This window comes from Sphingobacterium sp. InxBP1 (assembly GCF_026191775.1).
GTDB classification, from domain to species: Bacteria; Bacteroidota; Bacteroidia; order Sphingobacteriales; family Sphingobacteriaceae; genus Sphingobacterium; species Sphingobacterium thalpophilum.
The window spans coordinates 144,285-167,584 of the sequence record NZ_JAINDX010000047.1; the positions used below are offsets into that span (position 1 = coordinate 144,285).

Genomic DNA, 23,300 nt, shown 5'->3' on the forward strand with positions numbered 1-23,300 from the left:
TCTATGCTTCTTTTTGGCAAGACGTTTGTCAAACACGGACGGATAATTAACAGAAAAAAACAAATTAAAGTATGCAAATTATGAAAATCAAATCGATGTATTTAATGGTGTTAACGCTTGTGACTCTAGCGTTTGTGGGATGTTCTAAGGATGATGACAACACGGTGCCAACCGGTAACAAGGAAGCTTTAAAAGTTACAGTTACAGCAAAAGGTTATACAGGTGAGGAAGGTAGTACAATGTCTGCACAGGTAATTGGTTCAGATGCTAAAGGACCAACGTTGTGGAAAGTGAATGGCGCCGCAGGTACGTCTGGGCAGTCAATATATGACTTAAATAATGAATATTTTGCAGGAGGGAAGACGGCTGTGTTTGAAAGTGCATCAGCTTATTTAGGAGCTACTATTACCGTTTCTGCAGCAGCGTTTTCAAAACCATTTACTGTGGTTTGCAAAATCGAGCAAGGAGGCAAAGTAATCGTTGATCAAACCAAAGAAATCGTGCCAAAGGCTACACCTACAGTGCTTAGCTTTCAGTATTAAATATAAAGCCGGACACAATGCGCCGGCTTTTTTTATCTTAACTAAGTAACGTAAAATCTATCTGTCTTTTATCCAGATCCACTTTCTTCACCCGGATCTGTACCTCATCGCCCAACTGGAATTTCTTTTTCTTCCGTTGGCCAATAATCGCATAGTTCTTCTCATCCAGCACGTAGAAGTCATCGGTAATATCACGCAGGCGTACCATACCCTCACATTTATTTTCTTCGATCTCCACATACATACCCCATTCGGTCACACCGGATACGATACCGGTATATTCGGTGCCGATCTGGTCCTGTAGATATTCGGCCTGTTTATATTTGATGGATGCCCGCTCTGCTTCCGCCGCCTTTTTCTCCATCTGTGAAGAATGTTCTGCCATCTTCTCGTAATGTTCAGCATTGATCTTATTGCCTCCATCGAGATAAAACTGCAGCAACCTGTGTACCATCACATCCGGATACCGGCGGATAGGGGACGTGAAATGGGTATAATAGTCAAATGCCAGTCCATAATGACTAGACTTCTTGGTCGTATAGATGGCCTTGGCCATCGAACGCACAGCCAGAGAGGTCAGCATATTCTGTTCTTTGCTGCCTTCAATCTTTGTCATCAGGGCATTCAGAGATTTTGCTGTTTCCTTATCGGTTCTGATCGATAGTTTGTGACCAAAACGGGCGGCAAACTGTGAAAATGTGGTCAGTGTCTCTGGATTGGGCACATCATGGAAACGGTAGACAAAAGTCAGCTTGTTTTTGCCCCGTCCTTGCTTGCCGATAAATTCGGCCACCTTGCGGTTGGCCAGCAGCATGAAGTCTTCGATCAGCTTATGGGCATCTTTACGGACTTTAGTATATACACCTGTAGGCTTACCGTTCTCATCGAGTATAAATTTAACTTCTTCACTTTCAAACGATATAGCGCCATTTTTGAATTTGCGCTCCCGCAGGATATAGGCCAGTTCATTCAGCTTCAGAATCTCAGCGCTAAAGTCCCCTGATTTTGTTTCAATGACTTCCTGTGCTTCCTCATAGGTAAAGCGCCTGTCGGAATGGATAATGGTACGGCCAAACCATTGATGGTGCACATTGGCCTTGTCATCCAGCTCAAACACGGCTGAAAAACAGAGCTTGTCTTCATGGGGACGTAGCGAGCATACGCCATTGGATAGCCTTTCAGGCAGCATCGGAATCACGCGGTCGACCAGATAAACGGAGGTGCCGCGGTCGAAGGCTTCTTTGTCCAGTTCGGTGTCCGGCAGTACAAAATGTGAAACGTCAGCAATATGTACCCCAATTTCATAATTGCCATTTTCCAGCTTCTGGAAAGAGATGGCGTCATCAAAATCCTTGGCATCTGCAGGGTCAATTGTGAATGTGGTGACAGGACGGAAATCGCGTCTTTTGGCAATCTCATCCTTGCTGATCGTATCGGATATTTTATTGGCTTCGGCCTCGACTTTTTTCGGAAACTCCAGTGGAAAACCGAAATCCGCCAGGATGGCATTCATCTCGGTATTGTTCTCGCCCTTGACGCCGAGTACATGCTTCACGGTGCCGACCGGGTTTTTACTGCCGCTAGGCCAGTCGGTGATCGATACGACGACTTTTTCTTTGTCCTTGGCGCCATTCAGGTTGTCCAGCGGGATGAAAATGTCATGTAGCATCTTGCGGTCATCGGCAATAAAAAATGCGAAATTGTTGGAAATGCTGATAGTTCCGGTAAAGTCCGTTTTGGCCCGCTGAAGAATCTCCACGACTTCACCTTCTTTTTTGCGTCCTCCTCTTCTTTTCTCAAACGTGTGTACCTTCACGATATCCCCATGCAGGGCCTGTCTTAGCTTGCGGGGCGCAATGTAAATATCGTTCTCAAACTCATCGTCGGGAATCACGTAGGCGGAGCCGTCCGCCGTCATGTCTACTTTTCCGGTCACATAGACTTTGAGTTGTTTCAGGCTGAATTTGCCACGGTCTACTTCGATAAAAAGACCGTTTCGCACATTATCCTGCAAGATGTCGGCAATCGCCGCTTTGGAGTCGCTGTCCGTTAGGTTCAGCTTGGAAGAAACTTGTTTATAGTTGAGGGGCTTGTTGCCTGATTTCTCGAAAATGTCGATAATCAGCTGGGTCAGCACCTCCTTATAGGGATTCTCTTTCTTTGTTTTCATTTACTTTATTTTTATTCAATGTTCAGCCCTCAGGGCTTATGACAGCGCCAGCGCTGACGGCTTATCGATCCATGACTGCCATGGCGCGCCACATACAAGGTACAAAAAAAACAGCATACGGCACGATAATAGCTGATCTAATCGGCACATCTTTCGATTCCCAACTATAGACAAATCAAGTGAAAAATAGTTTTTGGACGGATAATGTTCGATTTATTTTTTGCAATGATTGCATACACCAAGTGCATTTACAGCAATGGCCTCCAGGCTAAAGCCCGCAGGAATCGATACTTTTGGCAGTGTGATATCATCCAGACAGTACACCGAGTTGCACACGCGGCAGATGAAATGTACATGTTGGTCATGATGGTCGTGCTCGGAGCAATTGGTGGAGCACATGGCGTAGGTGGCGGTACCATGAAGGTCAAAGATCTTGTGGATAATGCCTTTCTCCTCGAAACTCGCCAGCACGCGGTACAAAGTCACACGGTCGATATCTTTGCCCAATAACTTTTCCAGTTCAGGCTGGGAGATCGCAGAATCTTTCGTCGAAATAATCTCAAGTACCCTCAGCCGAGGCTGGGTGACTTTCAGATTGTTTCGCTTCAGAATGTCTGGATATGCTGTGTTGGAATGTTCCATGGACTTGTGTTCGTTAAACCTTAGATCACCTACAAAAGTACGGAATTTATCGACATAAGAAAACCGATAAGGTTAAGATTATTGTCATCTTCCTTATCGGTTCTGAACCTATAGGGGCTATAGTATTTTTATTTTCCTGCTGCTTTTGCGTGATCAGCCAGGAAGGTTGCCAGACCACTGTCTGTCAATGGATGCTTCAACAGGGATAAGATCGCTGACAAGGGGCCTGTCATAACATCGGCACCGATTTTGGCACAGCCCAGAATATGTGCACTATGGCGCACGGAAGCGGCCAGAATCTGTGTAGAGAAGTTGTAGTTGTCATAGATCAGGCGGATGTCTTCGATCAACGCCAGCCCGTCAGTAGAAATATCATCCAGGCGACCAATAAATGGAGATACATAAGTAGCACCCGCTTTAGCAGCCAATAGCGCCTGACCTGCCGTAAATACCAATGTACAGTTTGTCTTAATGCCTTTGCTGCTGAAATATTTAATTGCTTTTACGCCGTCTTTGATCATCGGAACTTTCACTACGATTTTGCTGTCAAGAGCTGCCAACGCTTCGCCTTCCTTGATCATTTCCTCATAAGTTGTCGAAATAACTTCAGCGCTCACATCGCCATCAACGATCGCACAGATGGCTTTGTAATGGTTGATTACATTTTCGTCACCGCTGATACCTTCTTTTGCCATCAAGCTTGGGTTGGTCGTTACGCCGTCTAATACACCTAAGTCCTGGGCTTCCTTGATTTGTTCCAGGTTCGCTGTGTCAATAAAAAATTTCATTGTATATGTTATTGAATGATAATTATTTGATTATTCTAATGTCGGAATAATTGCATCACAAAGTTATCGATTATATTCCACTATTGCACATTGATTTCGACGAATTGCATCATTATTTTTGCAAAGCACAATCTCTTCCCCATATTTTTTGTTATACTTTTATAGTATTATCTTTATATATGCAGGTTTTTAGATCTCTCCATTATAGAAACTTCCGTTTACATGTGATTGGACAAGCTATTTCCCTTATGGGAACTTGGATGCAGCGGATAGCGATCAGCTGGCTGGTGTATGAACTGACTTCCTCTGTATTTTGGCTCGGATTTGTTCAGTTTATTTCCTTGTTGCCTTCTCTGGTGCTGTCTCCTTTTATTGGGAGTTTCGTCGACAAACATCCAAAATACAAATTGGTGCTCATGACGCAGATCGGCCTGATGATACAGGCGGGAGTGCTGACACTGGTCGTCTACCTGAAATGGGAAAGTGTGCTGTGGCTGTCTGTTCTTGGCCTGATACAGGGGATTATCAATTCCTTCGATGTCCTTGGCCGGCAGTCCCTCATGATGTATCTTGTCGGCGACCGCAAAGACCTGCCAAATGCTATTGCGCTCAACTCCACAATTTTCAATGCCGCCCGGATGCTCGGCCCGGCCATTGGTGGTATCTTGCTCAGCACCTATGGTGAGCTGGTCTGCTTCGCGCTGAATTTCATTAGTTTTGTGCCGGTCATTATTACCCTGCTGATGATGCGCGTAGACGAAACGCATGTTCAGCTGAGCAAGGGAAGCAACTGGGAGGGACTGGTGGAAGGATTCCGTTATCTGAAACGTTCACCTCATATCTCATCGCTGATTATTATCATGACATTTTCCAGCCTGATTGTAATTCCCTATACGTCGCTTTTACCGGCAATTGCCAAAGAAATGTTCCTCGGCGACGAACGGACCTTCTCCTGGTTTGAAAGTGCGGCCGGTCTGGGAGCTATGATTGGTGCATTCAACATGGCGCGGTTAAAGTCGGGAACCAACCTTCGCTATCAGGTGATGGGGGCTGCCGCACTCATGGGGCTTGCATTGCTCTTTCTGGCACATTCCAGCATGCTGCAGATGGCCCTGGTCTATGTGATGCTGGTTTCCTTTGCCATGATGATGCAAAATTCCAGTATCAATACCTATATTCAGACACATGCTATTCCAATATATCGGGCGCGGGCTATTTCCTACTATGTAATGGCTTTTCAGGGTATCTTTCCGATCGGAACACTGCTGATCGGTTCGCTGGCCAGCTACTGTGGGTTGCGCACCACACTCTATGTCATGGGCGGACTGGGTATATTGATCGCTGTACTGTATTATACCTATCTTCGGTTGCGTATTCACCAAAGATTGTTCAGATTTTAGTGTCGATGGCCTATTTACGCCTGACTTTTCGGTCCCTGAGCTTCAGTGTCTGCTTCGCATAGTCTATAACAGCACCATAGCTGGCAAAAATATCGCCGCCAAGCACACCGATCACTGGCTCCAGATTCATCTGCTGATAGGCGTAGTTGATGGAACTGAGATCCAGCACGGCCGCCCGGAGATGGCTGATTCGCCAGCCGCCAATAGTCAGGCTGGGAATATCCATATTAAAGCTTTCCATTGAGTTGGTGCCGAGTCCTGTGGATAGGGTTTCGGACGGTTCTAACAGTAGCTGATCTTCCAGAAGATGTCCCAGCTGTGTTTTGTCAAACACAGTTTTCGAGGCGCCCGTATCAATGACCATTTTGAATGTGCGCTCGTATAGTGTAACGTCAACTAAAATATGTGTTCCTTGTCCCTGAAGATCCAAGATTTGAAATGGTACTGTCGTCATAAGCTCAAAGATAAAAAATTAAGCCTTCCGAAAGTGGATTATTTTAAAATGCCAGCTTCATGATTCGCTATAAAGATTGTAGCAAAAAAAGGCGATTATTAAGTCAATAACCGCCTCTCGGAAAGAAAAAAGTCTTATTATAACGCGTTTATCTCCCTGAGTACATTATTCATGGCGCGTACGGCATCTGCACTTTTGCTGAACTTTTCTTTGTCTTCCTGATCCAGCTGCAGTGGAATAATTCGGTCCCAGCCTTTTTTATTAATGATGACAGGTACACCAAGGGTAATATCTTCCTGCCCAAACTCACCTTCTAAATAAACGGAGGCAGTATATAGCTTATTCTGGTCACGCACGATACTTTCCACGACTGCTGCGGTAGCCGCTCCGGGAGCATACCATGCCGACGTACCGATCAGGCTCGTCAAGGTCGCACCACCTACCATCGTTTTTTGTACAATCTCCTGCTGCTCCTCGGTAGACAGAAAATTGGTGACAGGGATGCTGTTCCACGTGGAGTGCTTGATGAGCGGGATCATCGTCGTATCTCCATGACCACCAATCACGATGGCGTTGAGATCCGCGGCCGAAGCATTCAGCTTTTCACTCAGTTGATATTTGAAACGCGCAGAATCCAGTGTGCCGCCCATTCCGATAATCCTGTTTTTGGGTAAGCCACTCGATTTGAGGGCTAGATAGGTCATGGTATCCATTGGATTAGAAACAATGACAATAATGATGTCGGGCGAATGTTTGACCAGATTCTCTACCACTGATTTGACAATATTGGCATTTGTTCCGATCAATTCCTCGCGAGTCATTCCCGGTTTGCGGGGGATGCCCGAAGTAATGACAGCTACAGTAGAGCCTGCAGTGGACAGATAGTCATTGGTCACGCCTTTGATTTTGGATTCAAAACCCAACAAGGCGGCAGTTTGCGCCATATCTTGCGCCTTGCCTTCGGCAAATCCTTCCTTAATATCCAACAATACAATCTCTTCTGCGACATTTCGACGGATTAAATTGTCTGCTGTAGTTGCTCCTACAGCTCCGGCTCCAACAATAGTTACTTTCATATGTCAATTATTTGTGTTCATGGTCATACGGAATATCCAGCCCACTTTCCCTACTGTTTGCCCTCGCTAAGAATGGATATTTCATGAGCATTTATGTGGATTAGTAAATAATGCTTGAATTTAACGAATTATTGTCAGTATACCAATCTATTTCAGACCTGTTTTTTGCTATTCTCCCGGAACTTCGATTTCAATTGTTCCTTCTTCCACAGAAAGAATGTTTTTTCCCTTTAAAGTACCCACCTTATTCAGGCTTTCGAAGAATCCTTCTGTCGTCCCCGTATGATTTACTGTGATCATGGATTTGCCTTTCTTAAATTTTAGGTTAGCGTTTTTCACCTCTTTGCAGGATTTTATAGCCTCTTTAAATTGATTTACAGCATCGTATGAAGCCGGTCCCTGCACATGTATCGTGGTGGTTGGTGGAAGAGCGTTCTCCGCCTCATCTTTATTTTTTTTCTTAAATAGTCCCCCAATTGTCTTAAGGGTTTTGCCAGCTTTGTTTACTGTTTCTGCAGCTCCTTCTGCAGTGTTTAGCGCATGGTCTACTTTCGATTGCGCGAGGGCGCTTTGGCTTGTCATCAGTATGGCGAATACAAATCCAAATAATCCAGCCATCTTCATCATTGGTGATTTCATCTTTTCAAATTTTAATCGTTCTCAACTATTTAGTTATCTTGTTGCGCTAAAGTTAGGGAGACAAACACCCTGATGCGCCCCATCTTATAAGGCGATACCCTTTTTTTGTAAACGATTAATAAAGAAAAGATTACGTCGATTGTTTCCGTAAACGTTAACCTGCCGAAGGCCCTGCTATCAGCCTGCTATCCCCATCAGGATTAGAATGGATAACCGATAGCGAGGTTGAACATCAGGTTGTCTTTGCGCCAGCGCGAACTGCCGAAGTCGATATCCTTGAATACCCAGCGTTCGCCTTTGGGCAGGTAAGGAATACGGAACGGAATGGAAAAATCAGTCCGTATGATCAAGAAGGTGAAATCGAAGCGTAAGCCGGCACCGCCTCCTACGGCAAGTTCATTCAGAAAGTTTTTACTGAATTTACCTCCGGGTTTGTTTGGATCTTCCCGTTGCAACCATACGTTACCGGCATCTATAAAGGCTGCCCAATGTACAAAACCGGCCAGCTTGGCCCGGTATTCGGTATTGAGCTCCAGCTTGATATCCCCGGTCTGGTCAGCATAGAATAAGCCATTGCTGAGCTTTTCAGGAGCAACTGTACCGGGGCCTATGGCACGTGCACCAAAGGCGCGAATACTGTTCGGGCCACCCACATAATATTGTTTTAGGTAGGGGAGGGACCGCGAATTGCCATACGAATAGCTCAGGCCAAGCGCAACCCGGGATGCCAGCTGCGAGTTTTCTGACAATTTTAGGTAATGCCGCCCATCTCCGCTGATTTTAATGTACTGGGAGAAGTAGGCGTCAAATAATTTGAATGTTTTGCCTTTGTTGAAATCAGCTCCTTTGATCAGACCAAGTACGTTGCCCGAAAGATCGAGGTTTCCCTTGAAGTAAAAGGTATTCTTCAAATGCTGTTTCATCGTATTCTGGAACGTAAAGTTGTAGTTCGGACCGATGGTAAACTGCGGCTCGATCGCGTGGCGCAATGCTGGGATCGTATCCATCTGCTTCTGATAGCTTTCGGAAATCCCCTTGGGCTGTGTATAGGTGACTTCAAATAAAGCAAGATCATGCTGCTTTTCTTCCGATTCTTGCCAGATATAACCGTAATCCAGGGCAATGGAATTAAGCGTATACGCCTTGCGACGGTTTAGAAATTCATACCGGCCCTTGATGTAGGTTTTTGGAATGAAACGGCGTGAAGGATTGATGCTTCCAAATGGGCTGAGGATCCGTGGAAAGGTCAGTGTCGCTTCTGCTCCATAGCGGTAGTAGCTGGAATTGAGATCCGCATTTCCACCGGTCTGTGTCTCATAACCGCCAAAGACGTTAAAGCTCAGCTGTTCGGCCCCCTTGAATGCATTACGTAATGTCCAGTTGACATTAACTTCTGTTCCATTATACACGGAGGCCATTTTACCCAGTAACTCGACCCGAAGTGATTTCTTGGGCAACGGTGTTAGATAATAATAGACATCCAGCGCATTGGGCACTTCTTTGCTGTCCACAAAATTGTTTTTGACAAACTTCCAGCTGTTCAGGTTGACCAGATGGCTGATGGTCTGGTTGTGTGCATTACGATTGTAGATGTCACCGGGACGGAAGAAGATATGCTTGGCGATAACCGGCCTACGGTAAGTGTGTCTACGGTCGATAAAATAATAACTGCTATCGTACAGTTCGGCGTTGCGTGTTGAGCGTTGATAGCCCGCGCTTGTCTCCGTATAGTTAGGAAAGATGTAGATTTTATTGATCTTAGACGGAATCTTGGCCTGAGCAGGTGTCTCTTTTTTGACCGTTACATACATGTCGACCCTGTTGTTGCGGTGTGAACTGTCTACCTGCACAAGGATGTAATCCGGACTAAAGTAATAGTATCCCTTATTTTTAAGGTCATTGTCTATGCGGTCACGCTCATTCAGGATGACATCCAAGCTATAGTTTTTTCCAACCTGAAGCAGGCTTTTGTCCGCAGACGAACGGATATCTCTGCCCAGCTGGGTCGTGCTGTCAACGTCAAACTTGACCGATCTAATGCGGTAGATCAGATTGGGCGTGGCGGTATAATTGATCGTCGCCTTCTTTGCCTCTACCAAGGTATCGGATTTTACTTCAGCATTGAAAAAACCAATATTCTCAAGTCTGTTGCGCAGCAGGTTTTCATTGTATTCGCGGTTAACGTCACTCAGCAGAACGGGTTCCTCACCGATCTTCTTGAGAAACTTTTTGATAACGTTGTTACCCACGGAGTCACCCGCCATATTATTAAAATAAAGCTTGAAAGGGATTCCGGCAAGGCGTTTATTAGGCTTGGGTAACAGTGCGGACTCCAGATGTGTTGAAAGCCGCTCTTTATTTTCTTTGGAAATGGTATCTGAATCGATGATGACATTTCCTTTGACATATAAACTTTGGCCTTCTTTCAGATTCTTGGTCGAAGAGCAGGAGGCGATCAGTGCCGTCAATGACAATAGGGCAATAGTAAATTTCAGTTTAGCTCGCATGGTAACTCCTTTCTTCGTCTTCATTTTTAATCGCAGTCGTTCTGATCGTATCTAAATTTGTTTTTGGACTTTCTTTTTTGGGAATAGTCTTGCTGGAGTCCAATTGCTGTTTGCGTCGTTCTTTTTCCCTTTCTTGTATCCGTTTGCGGTATTCTGGACTATGAAGTATAAGGCTATCCCTAATGACGGTGCGCACGCTGTCACGGTATACGGAGTCGGTCTCCATGCGTTCCACGTCAAATCGTTTCCTGAATCCCTTGCTGCTGGTGTCATAGTATTCCTTGAGTTTTTTCGAACTCATCCAGATCTCCTTAAATTTATTGTAATCCATATTGATAATGAAGCCAATGCCAGTCTCCACATATTGGCCCTGAAGGGTCACCTGATACTGGTTCTTACGGTATACCCGTGCGAAATAACGGCCATCCTGTGAGAGCTGGTAATCGAGCTGAATATCCCCCGCGATATTATTTGCAGACTCGCCCGGACGGGTATTCCCTTCCACTTCAAAGTTGGAACCTATCGTGATCTTCAGCCGGTCGTTCAACAACATTTTGGATACACCGATATTTAAGTCAGTCCTGGTCTGTCCGGCTCCGGTAGCGTAATCTTCCTCGGATGTCAGGTTGAAATCGAGCTCAACACCACTGATCAGCTCTGATGCCAAGCGGTTGAGCTGGCTGCTGAGGAATGAACTGATACTATTTCGGACGATGGCTTCTGTGCCGCCTCCACCGGAAAGACTTTCAAACGGATTGGTCGACATAAAGCGTCCCAGCACGATCAATGAGAATACCTGTTTGTTGAGTTCGGATGGATTCTCGCGTAAGGTCGTCAGGGCATTGTTCACCTTGCTGACAACATCCTGCGAAACGATCGAATTGTTCTCATCCAGATCAATATCAAAACCCAGCTGTGGCTGGAACAGCTTATCTGTTATTTTCAGCAGTACATTGAATGGAACTCGCTGTTTGTACAAGTTTGGATTTTCGGATCCTAACTGTGTAGCCACCAGCTCCAACGTGGGGGCTTTGGTCGTATAGGCCGCAGTGATATTGAGCTGTGCATCCAATGGGTCGCCATTCCAGGTAATCGTGCTTCCCTTTTGAAAAGTAAAATCTTTCTTCACCGGACCAAAGCTGAATGAATAACTACCCTTGTCCACGGTGAATGTTCCTGACAGTGTAATTTTGCTACTGGCATCGATACCGGCATTGAGCTCTGCCTGACCTTGGATATTCAGGGCATCTTGTGAACCGGCATCCAGCAGGATCTTGAATTTTGCTTCCTTATCCGTCTGCAGATTCAGATCCACGTCCATACCTGTCAGTCTGGTAACGGTCATGGAATCGAGTTTGGCAAATACATTGGCGCGTGTGGTATCACTTTTATCCACAAACTCTACCACGCCTTTACGGTCGGCCATCCCCGGATCTTCGTTTGGCATCACAAAGATAAAATCGGTATCGCCCAATACTTTGATGGTTCCGTCGACGACCGGCTTGTCCAAGTTGCCCCGGATCCGGAGGTTGGACGTCAGATACATCTTGCCATAGAACATGTCGTTATCGGTCTGGGTAGAATTTAATACCTCAAAATTATCTGTATTCACATTGAGATTAAAATCAAAGTCCGTATACGTTCTGGTATCTACCGAGCCGGTCACCTTGGCTATATTTCCTTTTTTGTCTTCCAGTTCAAATTTAGGGAAGGTAATCCCTTTGTTGCCAAAATGGATTGTTTCGTCCTTCGCCTTAAACAGCGCATTCAACATGGCGATATTAAACTGCGCTTCTTTGAAATGGACATCGCCGTCTATACGTGGTTGCGAGGGTGAACCTGTTATTTTCAGCTGTCCCTCAAGGTTTCCTCCGGAATCTTTCAGATAGCCTAAGCTGAAAGCCTGTACAGTCTGCATGGTCAGCGGCGCGATGTCCAGCGTGAAATCCAGACTGGATTCACCGTTCGGCGGACTGATAAAATCACCGCTCAGCTTCACATTATTACCATTCTCGCTGATACTGATATTGGCGTTATATGTGTTTTCTTTTGCATTGTTGACCTGGATATTGACATTTCCGACAGTGTCTTTTCCTACATAGAATTTGTTGATGACCAGGTCGGATACAAATACAGGGCTGCTTTCGAGCCGGGATATTGTAGCCTGTCCATTGATGCCACCACCCAGGTCCAGCGTCTCGCTTTCCAGCATTTTGCTGAGTGTCTCAATGCGGAAATTTTTAAACGAAATATTGACCGGCGAATTCAACACGCTGTCCTGGGAGGATATCCGAAGTTCCTGGCCCTTGTTGCTCAAGACAAAATCCTGAGCCTGTATACCGGTACTGCCAAACTTAAGGACGTTGTTTGGATCAACCGTCCACTTGTCGTAGTTGAGCATCAGACCATCCTGTAGCAGGCTAAATACGAAAGCACCATTGTCGACACGCATATTGGCGCCCAGATGGTACTGCTCTTTTTCTTTTTTATCTTTGATCCATAAGCCAAAGTCCAGGTTATTCTGGACGACTTTGCCGCTGAATACTGTATTGACGAGTTCAATGTTACTAACTTTGATCTTGTTGATCAGTGCTGAATAATAGAGTGTACTATCCAGAGTGTTGATATCCAGCGTCACATTATTGATTTCGGTCCCGTTGTATACAATCTTGGGTGCGTCTAATTTGGCTAGGATCGTTTTCGATTCACTATTAAACATACCATCCAAGGTAATATCTTTCATCTCCGTTAGTTCGGGTACCATATCTTGCACAAATCTCGTTCGGGTCAGCTGTGCGGAGAACTCAATATTCTGTGGCTCGTACTTTGGTACCTTGACAGGCTTGCCGGGCTGATAGTATACCTGCAAAATATCCTGAATGGCATTTTGCAGCTCGAGAATCTTGTATTTACCGACGAGATGGGCATTGAAGAATGCTGATTTTAGCAGCAGCAGGTTTCTGCTGGTATCTGATTTTGCTATCAGCGAAATGCTGTCCAGCGAATAATATGCATTATTGTAGGCGATGGATGAATTGGTAAGATGGGCTTCGCCGTTGAGAAAGTTGGGGTCAGCGGAGGTGAAATGCCCGACGAGCTTACCATGATACTTAAAGTCATCATCCATTAGTTTTAGATTTTTGAGATTAATGGTGTCGGCCACCAGTTCAAAATCGACCTGAGGATATCTGGATTTCATATTCGCTGTTGCATCCAGCTTTACTTTGATATTGGGGTCCGGACTGATGACAGACGCTTTCATGTCACCCTTGTCTGCCGTTAGGTTCATGTCGATATTCTGGTAGCGGTAACCCATTGCATCCAGGCGGTTGAGCTTACCGTCAAAATTGGCCACAAGTTTTTTGGGATCGGTGCCCTGACCTTTTATTTTGCCTTCAAAGGAAAGTATGCCGAGTGTACTGTCCATTTTCATGATTTTGCCAATATCAAAGTCACGGATGCTTACAAAGGCATCGTAAGTGGTATCCCGCCCAGCCATACCTACCTTTCCGTCGAATTTGGCAGTTCCTTTTTCGGTTACCAAGGAAAGGTTCGTGTTGAAGGCAGTCATACCGCCTTTAAATGTGCCCGTCAGCCCGATCGTGTTCGGAAGTTCAATACTGCTCGGCAGCATGGATTTGGCGACTAGCTTTTCGATATCCGATCGGCCTGTGGTGAGCTTTTTCAGATTTAGGTCCATGGACATTTTCTCTACGTCCGGCAATCCCTTCAGATGTAAGCTCGCTACTACCCGTGTATTGGACAGCGTCTGAAAATCAATGTTGGGGATACGCAGATCATTAACCTTACCGATTACTCTGCCGTCGATATTAAATTTTTTGTCCATCAACGGCTTCATCACCTGCATGGTGTCCAGGAAAGGAGCGAAGTAGTAAATGTCGCGCATATCGACGTGGCTTTTCCTGATCGTGGCATCCACATGGATTAGCTCCGGCTTTTGGGATGCGACATCCAATGATGGGTAGCTTACTTTTAGGTAATCGCGGATCAGCGTACGCGGTGTCTCGGCATATAAATTTTTAATTTCAGCACCGGTACCGGTGTATTTGAATTCCCCCTTAAGCTGTTTGATCAGCAGTCCGGAGTGATCGGATGCCGTCAGTTCATTCAGCGATCCGCTGATCGAATCAGCGCTATAATAAAGATCCGTCAGGTTAGTTTTTAATCCCGGAATCTTGATATTGAAATAGTCAAAACCTTTCATGCGGGCCTGATTGTCATCCCGATAGGCCAAGCGGGTATTGTCGATGTTAATTTCTTTGGCAGACACGACCCAGTTGACTTTGGCTGTATCGGCACTGCTGGTATCTGCAGCTGCTTTCCGTGCCAATCTACCAAAGAGGACCTCATTGTCTGAACCGTCGAGATTTATGGTCTGAATATCGACCAGTTCCTTGTTTAAATCTATTTTATTGATGTCGGCGCGAAGGTTCTTAAGGATGAACTTTGTTTTTAAGGCGCTGGACTGGTCTTCATAGCGGACTACGATATTGGCGAGATCAGCGATCTGTATGCCAACATCGGGAAGCAGTTCGGTGGTCTGGGCGGTTTTATCGGTGATACCAAAGTCCTCCGCTTCGGGACCTGCTCCTTCTGCCACGGGCTTCCATTGCTTTACCGTTGCATTTAGACCGTCAATCTTTACTTTGGGAAGATTAAAGGCCATATTTTTAGTGAGATCAAACTTTTTGATATTGGTATTCAGTGTGCCTAGGTAGACATCGGCACTCGTGCCGATGACCTCATCTGAATAGACGATATGGAATTTGTCAAATTTTATTTTATCCAGATTGAACAGCAGGGCCGACGTAGTATCGGCTGTGGGCTGACTCTCTTTCTGGGAGGAAAATGCTTTCACTATGTAATCAAAATTGAAGGCGCTGTCGGGCATCGTGCGACGGATTTTCGCAGTGATTCCTTCAGCCTCCAGACTCTGGATCTCGACTGTATTTTTCAGAAGTTTCAGCATATTGATATCGACAGCAATGCTTTTGCCCGCTACCAATGTGTCCCGGCTCTGATCCGCAAGATAAATGTCCTCTAAAACTAGCTTTTTCGGAAAGTCTATATTGATATAACCGATTTTGACCGGAGTACCTATTTTTCCTTCAACATAATGCGTTACTTTTCCGGCAATATAATTTTGCACGGCAGGGAGCCTGATTAAAAATATCACCAGAATGATCAGTGCAATGATGACTCCGATAATCCACAATATTGTTTTAAATGCAATTCGGGTAAATCTGTTCAACGTATTATTTGATTTAAGTTTCTATTAATAAAAATTAAAACGGAAAAAAGTTTGCAAAGTTTCCATATAATAACTTATAATCGTGCTCGTGTCAGCAAACTAAGATAAATTTGCTTTGATATGCAAGTTTAATTACATGTCGGCAAATATATAGCCCACGCCCGCTGCCAGGAGCTTGTGGATCTAGCATAATAATTGCTCCTGCAGCATTTGTCTGAAGCATGTGCCCACAGGAGCAACTGTCGTGCAGGATACATCAAATAATTGACCAAAAATCGGCCGCAACCCAAAGTTTTTGCATTTTCTGTTACGCCATCAGCTTTCTGTACTTACCCCAGTTTTCGAAAACTACCCACAACCAGATCAGGAACAGAGGAGCCCAGAACAGAAGACCGCCCGGAGCAAAAATCATATTGTGGATAAAAATACCAATAAGTATGGGGAGAATAACCAAAGCACCGACAGTTCTCGTTCGTGGAAAAAGGAACAGTGCTCCGCCTATGATTTCAATAATGGCTACGAGCGGCAATAACCACCGGATGGTTATAAATGCTTCAAAGACTTTTTGCATATTTATGTCCATCGGCGGGACAGGCATATAATGTAACAGTTTATCCAGGCCGGCATTGATAAACAGCAGTCCAAAAAGAATGCAGAGGATGTTCTTTACTATTTTCATCGGATCAGACGTTAAGAAGTTACTTACTGAACGGTAATCGTCCTTGGAGGGTCTGCAGGCGGATCTTGCTTGTCATCGGGACCGTCACCTTCTTTCTTGTCGCTATTGCGTTCGACGGTGATGGTACACTCGGTCAGGAGAGCCGCGACAGCACCTATGGCGGCAAATACCGGAGCAAGGATAAGTCCTATGGCCCCCACGGTAACCGGAAAGCTCATAATTTCTTTCCCATGTTTGTCCGAGATACTGATCTTATTAACGTTGCCCTCAGCGATAATATCCTTAATTTTCTGTAGCAGGTTTTCACCGTTGATCTGAAATGTTTCTTTAAATCCCATAATCGTATAATTTAAGTTTCTTCTTATAAAGTTATTCATTTTTTATAGGATTCCGTGCAACAAAGTTCAGCTTGAGTACTGAGCTTATAAAACAGAAGAGTCCTGCGGTAGACACGGGGCTCTTCTGTTTGCTGTATGATGATTAGCCCAATGCAGCTAAACTTTCTTCCAGGATTTTGATCTTAGCTTCGGCGTCGGCTTTTTTGCTTTTTTCATTTTCAACGATTTCGGGTTTTGCATTCTGAACAAAACGTTCGTTTGAAAGCTTTTTCTCAACCGATACGAGAAAGCCCTTTAGATAAGCGAGTTCTTTCTCAATGCGTTCGCGTTCGGCAGCAACATCGATGTTGTTTTCGAGTATAACATAGCATTCATCCTTGCCGGCAAGGAAGCTTGTGGCACCCGCGACTTTCTCTGTCACAAAGGTTACTTCCTGTAAGTTCGCAATCTTTGAAATGATCGCAATATATTGCACAAGGTTGATGTCTGATTGCTGATTGACTGCCAGAGGCAAAGCTACTTTTGGTGATATCCCTTTCGAATTGCGGATATTGCGGATCTCAGAAATAATTTGTTGGACGATGGCAAATTCTTTGATCATCTGCTCATCATAAATGTCTACCGTAGGGAATGCTGCGACGATGATACAGTCTTTCGCATTTTTGCCAAACAGTTCATCATGCCATAACTCTTCAGTAATGAATGGCATAAAAGGATGCACCAGCGTCAATACGCGTTCAAAGAACGTTTTAACAGTGTCTAAAGTTGCGGCAGCAATCGGTGAACCATACGCTGGTTTTACCAGTTCAAGATACCAGGCGCAGAAGTCGTCCCAGACCAGTTTATAGGTTGCCATCAACGCATCCGACAATCGGTAGTGCTTGAAATGCTCTTCAATATCGGTCAATGTTTGATTAAACCTCGCGTCAAACCATGCAGCGGCAATTTTATCTGATTCTGAAGCGGGAGACTCCACCGCTTCCCAGCCTTTAACCAAACGGAAAGCATTCCAGATTTTATTCGCAAAATTACGTCCCTGTACACAAAGCTCCACATCGAAAGGTAGGTCGTTGCCGGCAGGAGCTGTAAGAAGCATACCCATCCTTGTCGCATCGGCGCCGTATTCATTCATCAGATCAATAGGATCCGGTGAATTCCCCAGCGATTTTGACATCTTTCGGCCCAGCTTGTCACGGACGATACCGGTAAAATATACATTTTCAAAAGGCAGCTGTCCGCGGAATTCATAGCCCGAGACGATCATGCGCGCCACCCAGAAGAAAATAATATCAGGAGCGGTAACGAGATCCTGTGTGGGGTAGTAGTAGTTGATCTCCGCATTCTCGGGCTCGTTGATGCCGTTGAATACAGAAATAGGCCACAGCCAAGCCGAAAACCACGTATCAAGAACGTCTTCATCCTGGCGCAGATCAGTTATTGTCAGCCGTGCATTACCGGACTTTTCCTGTGCGAGTACCAGTGCTTCTTCAATTGTCTGTGCGACAACGAAGTCATCATTGCCGTCGCCGTAGAAGTAAGCTGGTATCCGATGCCCCCACCACAACTGTCTCGAGATATTCCAGTCGGTTACATTTTCCATCCAGTTGCGGTAGATGTTTTTGAATTTGGTCGGGTGGAACTTAATGGTGTCATCCATTACATTGTCCAAAGCCGGTCTGGCAAGATCTTCCATTTTCAAGAACCATTGATTCGAGATTTTTGGTTCTATGACCGCCCCTGTGCGCTCCGATGTGCCCACGTTATTGGTGTAATTTTCTACTTTCTCGAGTAGTCCTTTTTCTTCGAGCTCCTGCTCAATTTCTTTGCGGACTTTGAAGCGGTCCATGCCGGCGTAATGGAGACCGTTTTCATTTAATTTTGCTTCGTCCGTAAAAATATCCACAAACTCCAGATCATGCTTTTTGCCGAGCGCATAGTCGTTGACGTCATGTGCGGGAGTCACTTTAAGACAGCCCGTTCCGAACTCGAGGTCAACATACTCGTCTTCAATGATATTGACTTTACGTCCTACGATCGGCACGATAACCTGCTTTCCTTTCAGCCAGGTATACCGTTCGTCGTTGGGGTTGATACACACCGCTGTGTCCCCAAAGATGGTTTCGGGACGGGTTGTCGCGACCACAATGTATTTGTCGGTGCCTTCTACCTGATATTTCAGATGGTATAACTTTCCATTCTTTTCTTTGTAAATAACTTCCTCATCGGAGATGTTGGTCTTCGCCTCAGGATCCCAGTTGACCATGCGGTAGCCCCGATAGATCAGCCCTTTGTTGTACAGGTCAACGAATACACGGATAACCGACTCGTATAACTCGGGGTCCATCGTAAAACGCGTGCGTTCCCAGTCGCAGGAAGCGCCCAGTTTTTCAAGCTGCTTCAGGATAATGCCCCCATATTTCTCTTTCCATTCCCAGGCATGCTTTAAAAAATCTTCACGGGTCAAAGACTTTTTGTCAATGCCTTGTTCCTTCAACATAGCGACGACCTTAGCTTCCGTGGCAATAGAGGCATGATCAGTTCCTGGTACCCAGCATGCATTCTTACCCTGCATGCGGGCACGGCGGATCAAAACGTCTTGAATGGTATTGTTCAGCATGTGCCCCATATGCAATACGCCAGTGACGTTTGGCGGCGGCATCACAATCGTATAAGGTTCACGTTCGTCCGGAGTAGAACGGAAAAAGCCGTTCTCTTTCCAATAGCTGTACCATTTTTCTTCAGCTTCTTTTGGATTGTAAGTTTTCGCTATGCTCATTTTAAATTTTATATTCAAACTTTTTAGGAACACAAAAGTAAGGAATTCTTATGATTCTGCTAACATTATTGTTGAGGAGCTCAGCTTGTTATCGGGTGTTCACATGTTTTTAATCTTTTCATCATATTACTAAGTATTTAGCCCGATTTTAATGTAAATTAATGTAAATTTGCCTGTTTTATTTTTATATAAGGGATGCAACGATTTGCAAACGAGCTTAGAGCGTTAACACAATACTTTCTATTTTGGTTAATTATCTGTTTTATAGACAGGTTGATTTTTATTATCGCTTTCTTTGAGAAAATCGGTTTTTCTCACTTTAACGAGATTTTCAGAATTTATTATCACGGCTTGAGTCTGGACTTTTCTGCCGTATCTTATATTTGTGCGATCCCGTTTCTGGTGTATTGTATTCTGGGATTTTTTCCAAAAGCTCATCCCAAACGGACGATCCTCGATATTTATACGGTAGTTGTGCTGGTGTTATTTTTTGTCGTCAGCTTTATCAATGTTAATATTTACCGTGAATGGGGAGATAAGATATCAAAACGTGCTATCGACGCCTTTCTTGCATCTCCCTCGGGTGCCGTTGCCTCTGCTGAATCCACACCGGTATTTTTTCCGATTCTGGGCATGATGATCGGTATATTTTGTGGCTACTATATCTACCGCTGGATGTTTAAAAGGGTTCATTTCTACAATATCAAATCGCCTGTCGGTAACTTCCTCAAACTTGCAGTAGGTGTTTTTGTGCTCTTTACTTTCATTCGTGGCGGATATGGCCGCGCTACCCTCAACCCGAGCAAAGCTTACTACTCGGAAGAAACCTTTTATAATCATGCGGCGGTCAACACCCAATGGTCATTGTTGCGGGACTTTTTTACTAAAAGCACAAAGCTCAAAAACCCTTATAACTTTTATGGTGACGATCTGCAGACCGTTCAGGAGCAATTAAAACCTGTCTTTCATAATCAGCCTGATTCCACTGTCGAAGTTCTCAACACCACGCGCCCCAATGTCGTAATTATCATGTTGGAGAGCTTTGTTGGCGATCTAATCGAGTCGCTGGGCGGCGAAAAGGGTATTACTCCGCATATGGAAGAATTAATCAAGGGTGGCATTTTATTCGATCGCATTTATGCTGCTGCGGACCGCTCCGACAAAGGAATGGTGGCGATATTGAGCGGTTTCCCCGCTCAAGGCCCGGAAAGCATCATCAAATATATTGACAAACACGAAAATATGCCCGCCATCGGGCAGGAATTTGACAGGGCAGGTTACGAAACTTCGTTTTACCACGGTGGACAGAGCGAGTTCTATAATTTCAAATCCTATATGCTCACTCACGGCATCTCCAGGGTCGTTGACAATGCCAGCTTTGGGCTGGATGCCGAGCGGGCCTCCTGGGGAGTGTATGACCATGTGGTCTTCAATCGGATGATCCAGGATTTTAACAAGGAAAAACAACCGTTTTTCTCCACGGTTTTTACCTTGATCAATCACGAGCCCTTTGAGTTAAAACACGGTTACAAGTTCGGAAACAGCAACAATGCCGATAAGTTTAGAAGTACGGCAAACTATACCGATTCTGCCGTTTTTGATTTTATCAGTAAAGCCAAAAAAGAGCCCTGGTATAAAAATACATTGTTTATTGTTGTCGCCGATCATGGTCACCGGCTGCCATCCGAAAAGTGGGACCTCTCTCATCCCAACAGATTTCACATTCCGCTGATTTTCTTCGGAGAGGTGATCAAACCGGAATACCGGGGTAAGGTAATCGACCGAATCGGCAATCAAACGGACCTTGCTGCTACCTTGCTGAAGCAGCTGAGACTGCCGGCTGATCGATATCACTGGAGCCGCGATCTGTTTAACCCCACAACGCCGCAGGTGGCTTTTTATAACTCCAAGGATGCGTTTGGCGTGATCACTCCGAAGCAGGCGGTATCTTTCGACAACGTCGGTCGCATTGTCAATTATAAGGCGAACAAAGAGTATCCGGCGGCTAAGACAGACAGCCTTCTAAGTATAGCCAAAGCTTATTACCAGGAAGTGTATCGTGAATTTCTAAAATATTGATGCCATGAAGTTAAAAGGAATACTAGCTCCTTATATTGCTGTAGCTATCCGCTTTGCTTTTCTTTTAGTCGTTTATGCGCTGCTGCGCGGCGGATTTTATCTGATGAACGCCTCCCTGTTCCCCAATGTGAATGGAAGCAAACTGCTCGTCATGTTTGCCGGTGGGGTTCGTTTTGATATTGTAGCGCTACTGTATTTCAATATCCTCTTCATCGTGATGCAGACCCTGCCGGGACCATTTACTTATCATCAGACTTATCAAAAGTTGTCTAAATGGATCTTTGTGGTGGTCAATTCACTCGGTATTGCACTGAACCTGGTCGACTTTGCGTATTATCCTTTTACACTAAAACGCACGACAGGCACGGTGCTCGACCAATTTTCAAACGAGTCCAATCTCCTCAAACTGGCCTTCGACTTCTGCCTGGACTATTGGTATCTGATCATTATTCTGGCCTTAATTGTTTATGGGCTTATCAAATCCTATCGTTTGATCCGGATTGAGCGTCCGAAGCGGTATACCTGGAAGTCACTGCTGTTGCAGATACCTTTCTTTCTGCTGACCATATTTCTGTTTATAGGAGGTGTACGTGGTGGCTGGGCTCATAGCACGCGCCCCATCACCCTGAGCAATGCAGGCGATTATGTGGAGACACCCGAAGAAATGAACATTGTGCTGAATACACCATTTAGCATCTTAAAGACGCTGAAAGCCGTCAATCTCAAACCCGTCCATTATTATTCTGACCCTCAGCTGATGGCGATTTATAATCCGGTTCATCAGCCGAAGACCGATAAGCCTTTTCAGAAAAAGAATGTTGTGGTGTTGATTCTGGAGAGTTTTGCGAAAGAACATTTCGGTGAATTGAATAAAGATATCCAAGGGGGTAAGTACAAGGGCTATACCCCTTTCCTGGACTCATTGATCCGCCATGCCTACACATTTACGGATACCTATGCGAATGGACGCAAGTCCATCGATGCGCTGCCCTCGGTGATCACCGGCATTCCATCTATAGGTGAACCTTTCGTACTTTCGGTATATTCCGGTAACGAGACTACCAGTCTGGCCAAACTGCTGGCCGAAAAGGGCTATGAGACGGCCTTTTTCCATGGAGCTCCGAACGGCAGCATGGGCTTTTCAGCTTATATGAAATTGGCCGGTATCCAGCATTATTATGGGAAGAATGAGTATAATAATGATCAGGACTTTGACGGTATCTGGGGGATCTGGGATGAGCCGTTTCTGCAGTTCACTGCCAAAACGATCAATACGTTCAAACAGCCATTTTTTGCGAGCTTCTTTTCCTTGTCTTCCCACCATCCATTTAAAGTTCCCGCGAAGTATCAGGGACGGTTTCCCAAAGGTCCGCTGCCTGTTCAGGAACCGATCGGATATACAGACAATGCCCTGCGCGAGTTTTTTGCTACGGCATCCAAGATGCCGTGGTTTGACAATACGCTGTTTGTTATCTGTGCAGACCATGCTACCGTAAGCTATCTGCCCGAATATCAGACGACAGCCGGCGGCTTCCAGATCCCGATCATCTTTTATGCGCCGGGGGATCGGTTAGTAGGCAAAGCAGATAAACTGGTGCAGCAGATAGATATTATGCCTACCGTACTCAATTACCTACATTATGACAAGCCTTATTTCGCGTTCGGGTCGGATGCCTTTCAGCCGGGACGGGACAATTTTGTGCTTAACAACAATGCAGGGAGCTATAATTTTTACTATAAAGACTATATGATGTCTTATGATGGTCTGAAACCTAATTCCTTATATAATCTTAAACAGGACCGACTGATGAAACAGGATCTGCTGAAAGCCCAGCCAGCCATTCTGGATACGATGGAAACCAAAATGAAAGCTTTTATCCAGCAGTACAATAACCGTATGATTGAAAATAAGCTGACGGTGAACAGATAGATCAGCTA

At 45.1% G+C, this 23,300-nt stretch carries 15 protein-coding genes; 4 read left to right on the forward strand and 11 right to left on the reverse strand.

Going from position 1 to position 23,300, the window contains the following annotated elements:
• Positions 1 to 80: 80 nt before the first annotated feature.
• The gene (locus K7A41_RS16285; RefSeq protein WP_265714538.1) at positions 81 to 542 is read left to right on the forward strand and encodes a hypothetical protein; all 462 of its coding nucleotides are present in this window, start codon (positions 81 to 83) and stop codon (positions 540 to 542) included.
• 37 nt (positions 543 to 579) lie between these two features.
• Here K7A41_RS16285 and rnr read toward each other — a convergent pair whose 3' ends face one another.
• The 3 genes from rnr to fsa form a co-directional block, all read right to left on the reverse strand.
• The gene (rnr, locus tag K7A41_RS16290; protein ID WP_265714539.1) at positions 580 to 2,712 is read right to left on the reverse strand and encodes a ribonuclease R; all 2,133 of its coding nucleotides are present in this window, start codon (positions 2,710 to 2,712) and stop codon (positions 580 to 582) included.
• Positions 2,713 to 2,925: 213 nt separating this feature from the next.
• A complete protein-coding gene (locus tag K7A41_RS16295; protein ID WP_265714540.1) occupies positions 2,926 to 3,354 on the reverse strand; it encodes a Fur family transcriptional regulator in 429 nt (142 codons plus the stop codon).
• A gap of 128 nt (positions 3,355 to 3,482) precedes the next feature.
• Positions 3,483 to 4,142, reverse strand: a complete 660-nt coding sequence (gene fsa / locus K7A41_RS16300) for a fructose-6-phosphate aldolase (RefSeq protein ID WP_028070494.1) — start codon at positions 4,140 to 4,142, stop codon at positions 3,483 to 3,485.
• A gap of 179 nt (positions 4,143 to 4,321) precedes the next feature.
• Between fsa and K7A41_RS16305 the strand changes: the two genes are divergently transcribed.
• On the forward strand, positions 4,322 to 5,542 hold the full coding sequence (locus tag K7A41_RS16305) for an MFS transporter (RefSeq protein ID WP_028070493.1): 1,221 nt from the start codon (positions 4,322 to 4,324) through the stop codon (positions 5,540 to 5,542).
• Between the two features lie 10 nt (positions 5,543 to 5,552).
• Here the strand turns inward: K7A41_RS16305 and K7A41_RS16310 are convergent, their stop codons facing one another.
• The 8 genes from K7A41_RS16310 to K7A41_RS16345 form a co-directional block, all read right to left on the reverse strand.
• Positions 5,553 to 5,996 (reverse strand): retropepsin-like aspartic protease, encoded by a 444-nt coding sequence (locus tag K7A41_RS16310; RefSeq protein WP_265714541.1) that lies wholly within the window; start codon positions 5,994 to 5,996, stop codon positions 5,553 to 5,555.
• A gap of 137 nt (positions 5,997 to 6,133) precedes the next feature.
• Entirely contained in the window at positions 6,134 to 7,072 is a 939-nt protein-coding gene (locus tag K7A41_RS16315) for a malate dehydrogenase (RefSeq protein WP_028070491.1), read from the reverse strand.
• A gap of 168 nt (positions 7,073 to 7,240) precedes the next feature.
• Entirely contained in the window at positions 7,241 to 7,711 is a 471-nt protein-coding gene (locus K7A41_RS16320; protein ID WP_265714542.1) for a hypothetical protein, read from the reverse strand.
• 200 nt (positions 7,712 to 7,911) lie between these two features.
• Positions 7,912 to 10,242, reverse strand: a complete 2,331-nt coding sequence (locus K7A41_RS16325; protein WP_265714543.1) for a BamA/TamA family outer membrane protein — start codon at positions 10,240 to 10,242, stop codon at positions 7,912 to 7,914.
• A complete protein-coding gene (locus K7A41_RS16330; RefSeq protein ID WP_265714544.1) occupies positions 10,208 to 15,490 on the reverse strand; it encodes a translocation/assembly module TamB domain-containing protein in 5,283 nt (1,760 codons plus the stop codon). Before K7A41_RS16330 ends, K7A41_RS16325 begins: the two co-directional genes overlap by 35 nt.
• A gap of 307 nt (positions 15,491 to 15,797) precedes the next feature.
• Positions 15,798 to 16,169, reverse strand: a complete 372-nt coding sequence (locus tag K7A41_RS16335; RefSeq protein WP_028070487.1) for a MauE/DoxX family redox-associated membrane protein — start codon at positions 16,167 to 16,169, stop codon at positions 15,798 to 15,800.
• Positions 16,170 to 16,192: 23 nt separating this feature from the next.
• Positions 16,193 to 16,507: a DUF4342 domain-containing protein gene (locus K7A41_RS16340; RefSeq protein WP_028070486.1), complete on the reverse strand. Its 315-nt coding sequence runs from the start codon at positions 16,505 to 16,507 to the stop codon at positions 16,193 to 16,195.
• A 142-nt stretch (positions 16,508 to 16,649) separates the two neighbouring features.
• Positions 16,650 to 19,283 carry a valine--tRNA ligase gene (locus tag K7A41_RS16345; protein ID WP_265714545.1) on the reverse strand — a complete coding sequence of 878 codons (2,634 nt, stop codon included), beginning with the start codon at positions 19,281 to 19,283 and terminating at the stop codon, positions 16,650 to 16,652.
• A 195-nt stretch (positions 19,284 to 19,478) separates the two neighbouring features.
• Between K7A41_RS16345 and K7A41_RS16350 the strand changes: the two genes are divergently transcribed.
• Positions 19,479 to 21,362 (forward strand): LTA synthase family protein, encoded by a 1,884-nt coding sequence (locus tag K7A41_RS16350; protein WP_265714546.1) that lies wholly within the window; start codon positions 19,479 to 19,481, stop codon positions 21,360 to 21,362.
• A gap of 4 nt (positions 21,363 to 21,366) precedes the next feature.
• Positions 21,367 to 23,292 (forward strand): LTA synthase family protein, encoded by a 1,926-nt coding sequence (locus K7A41_RS16355; protein WP_265714547.1) that lies wholly within the window; start codon positions 21,367 to 21,369, stop codon positions 23,290 to 23,292.
• Positions 23,293 to 23,300: the final 8 nt, after the last annotated feature.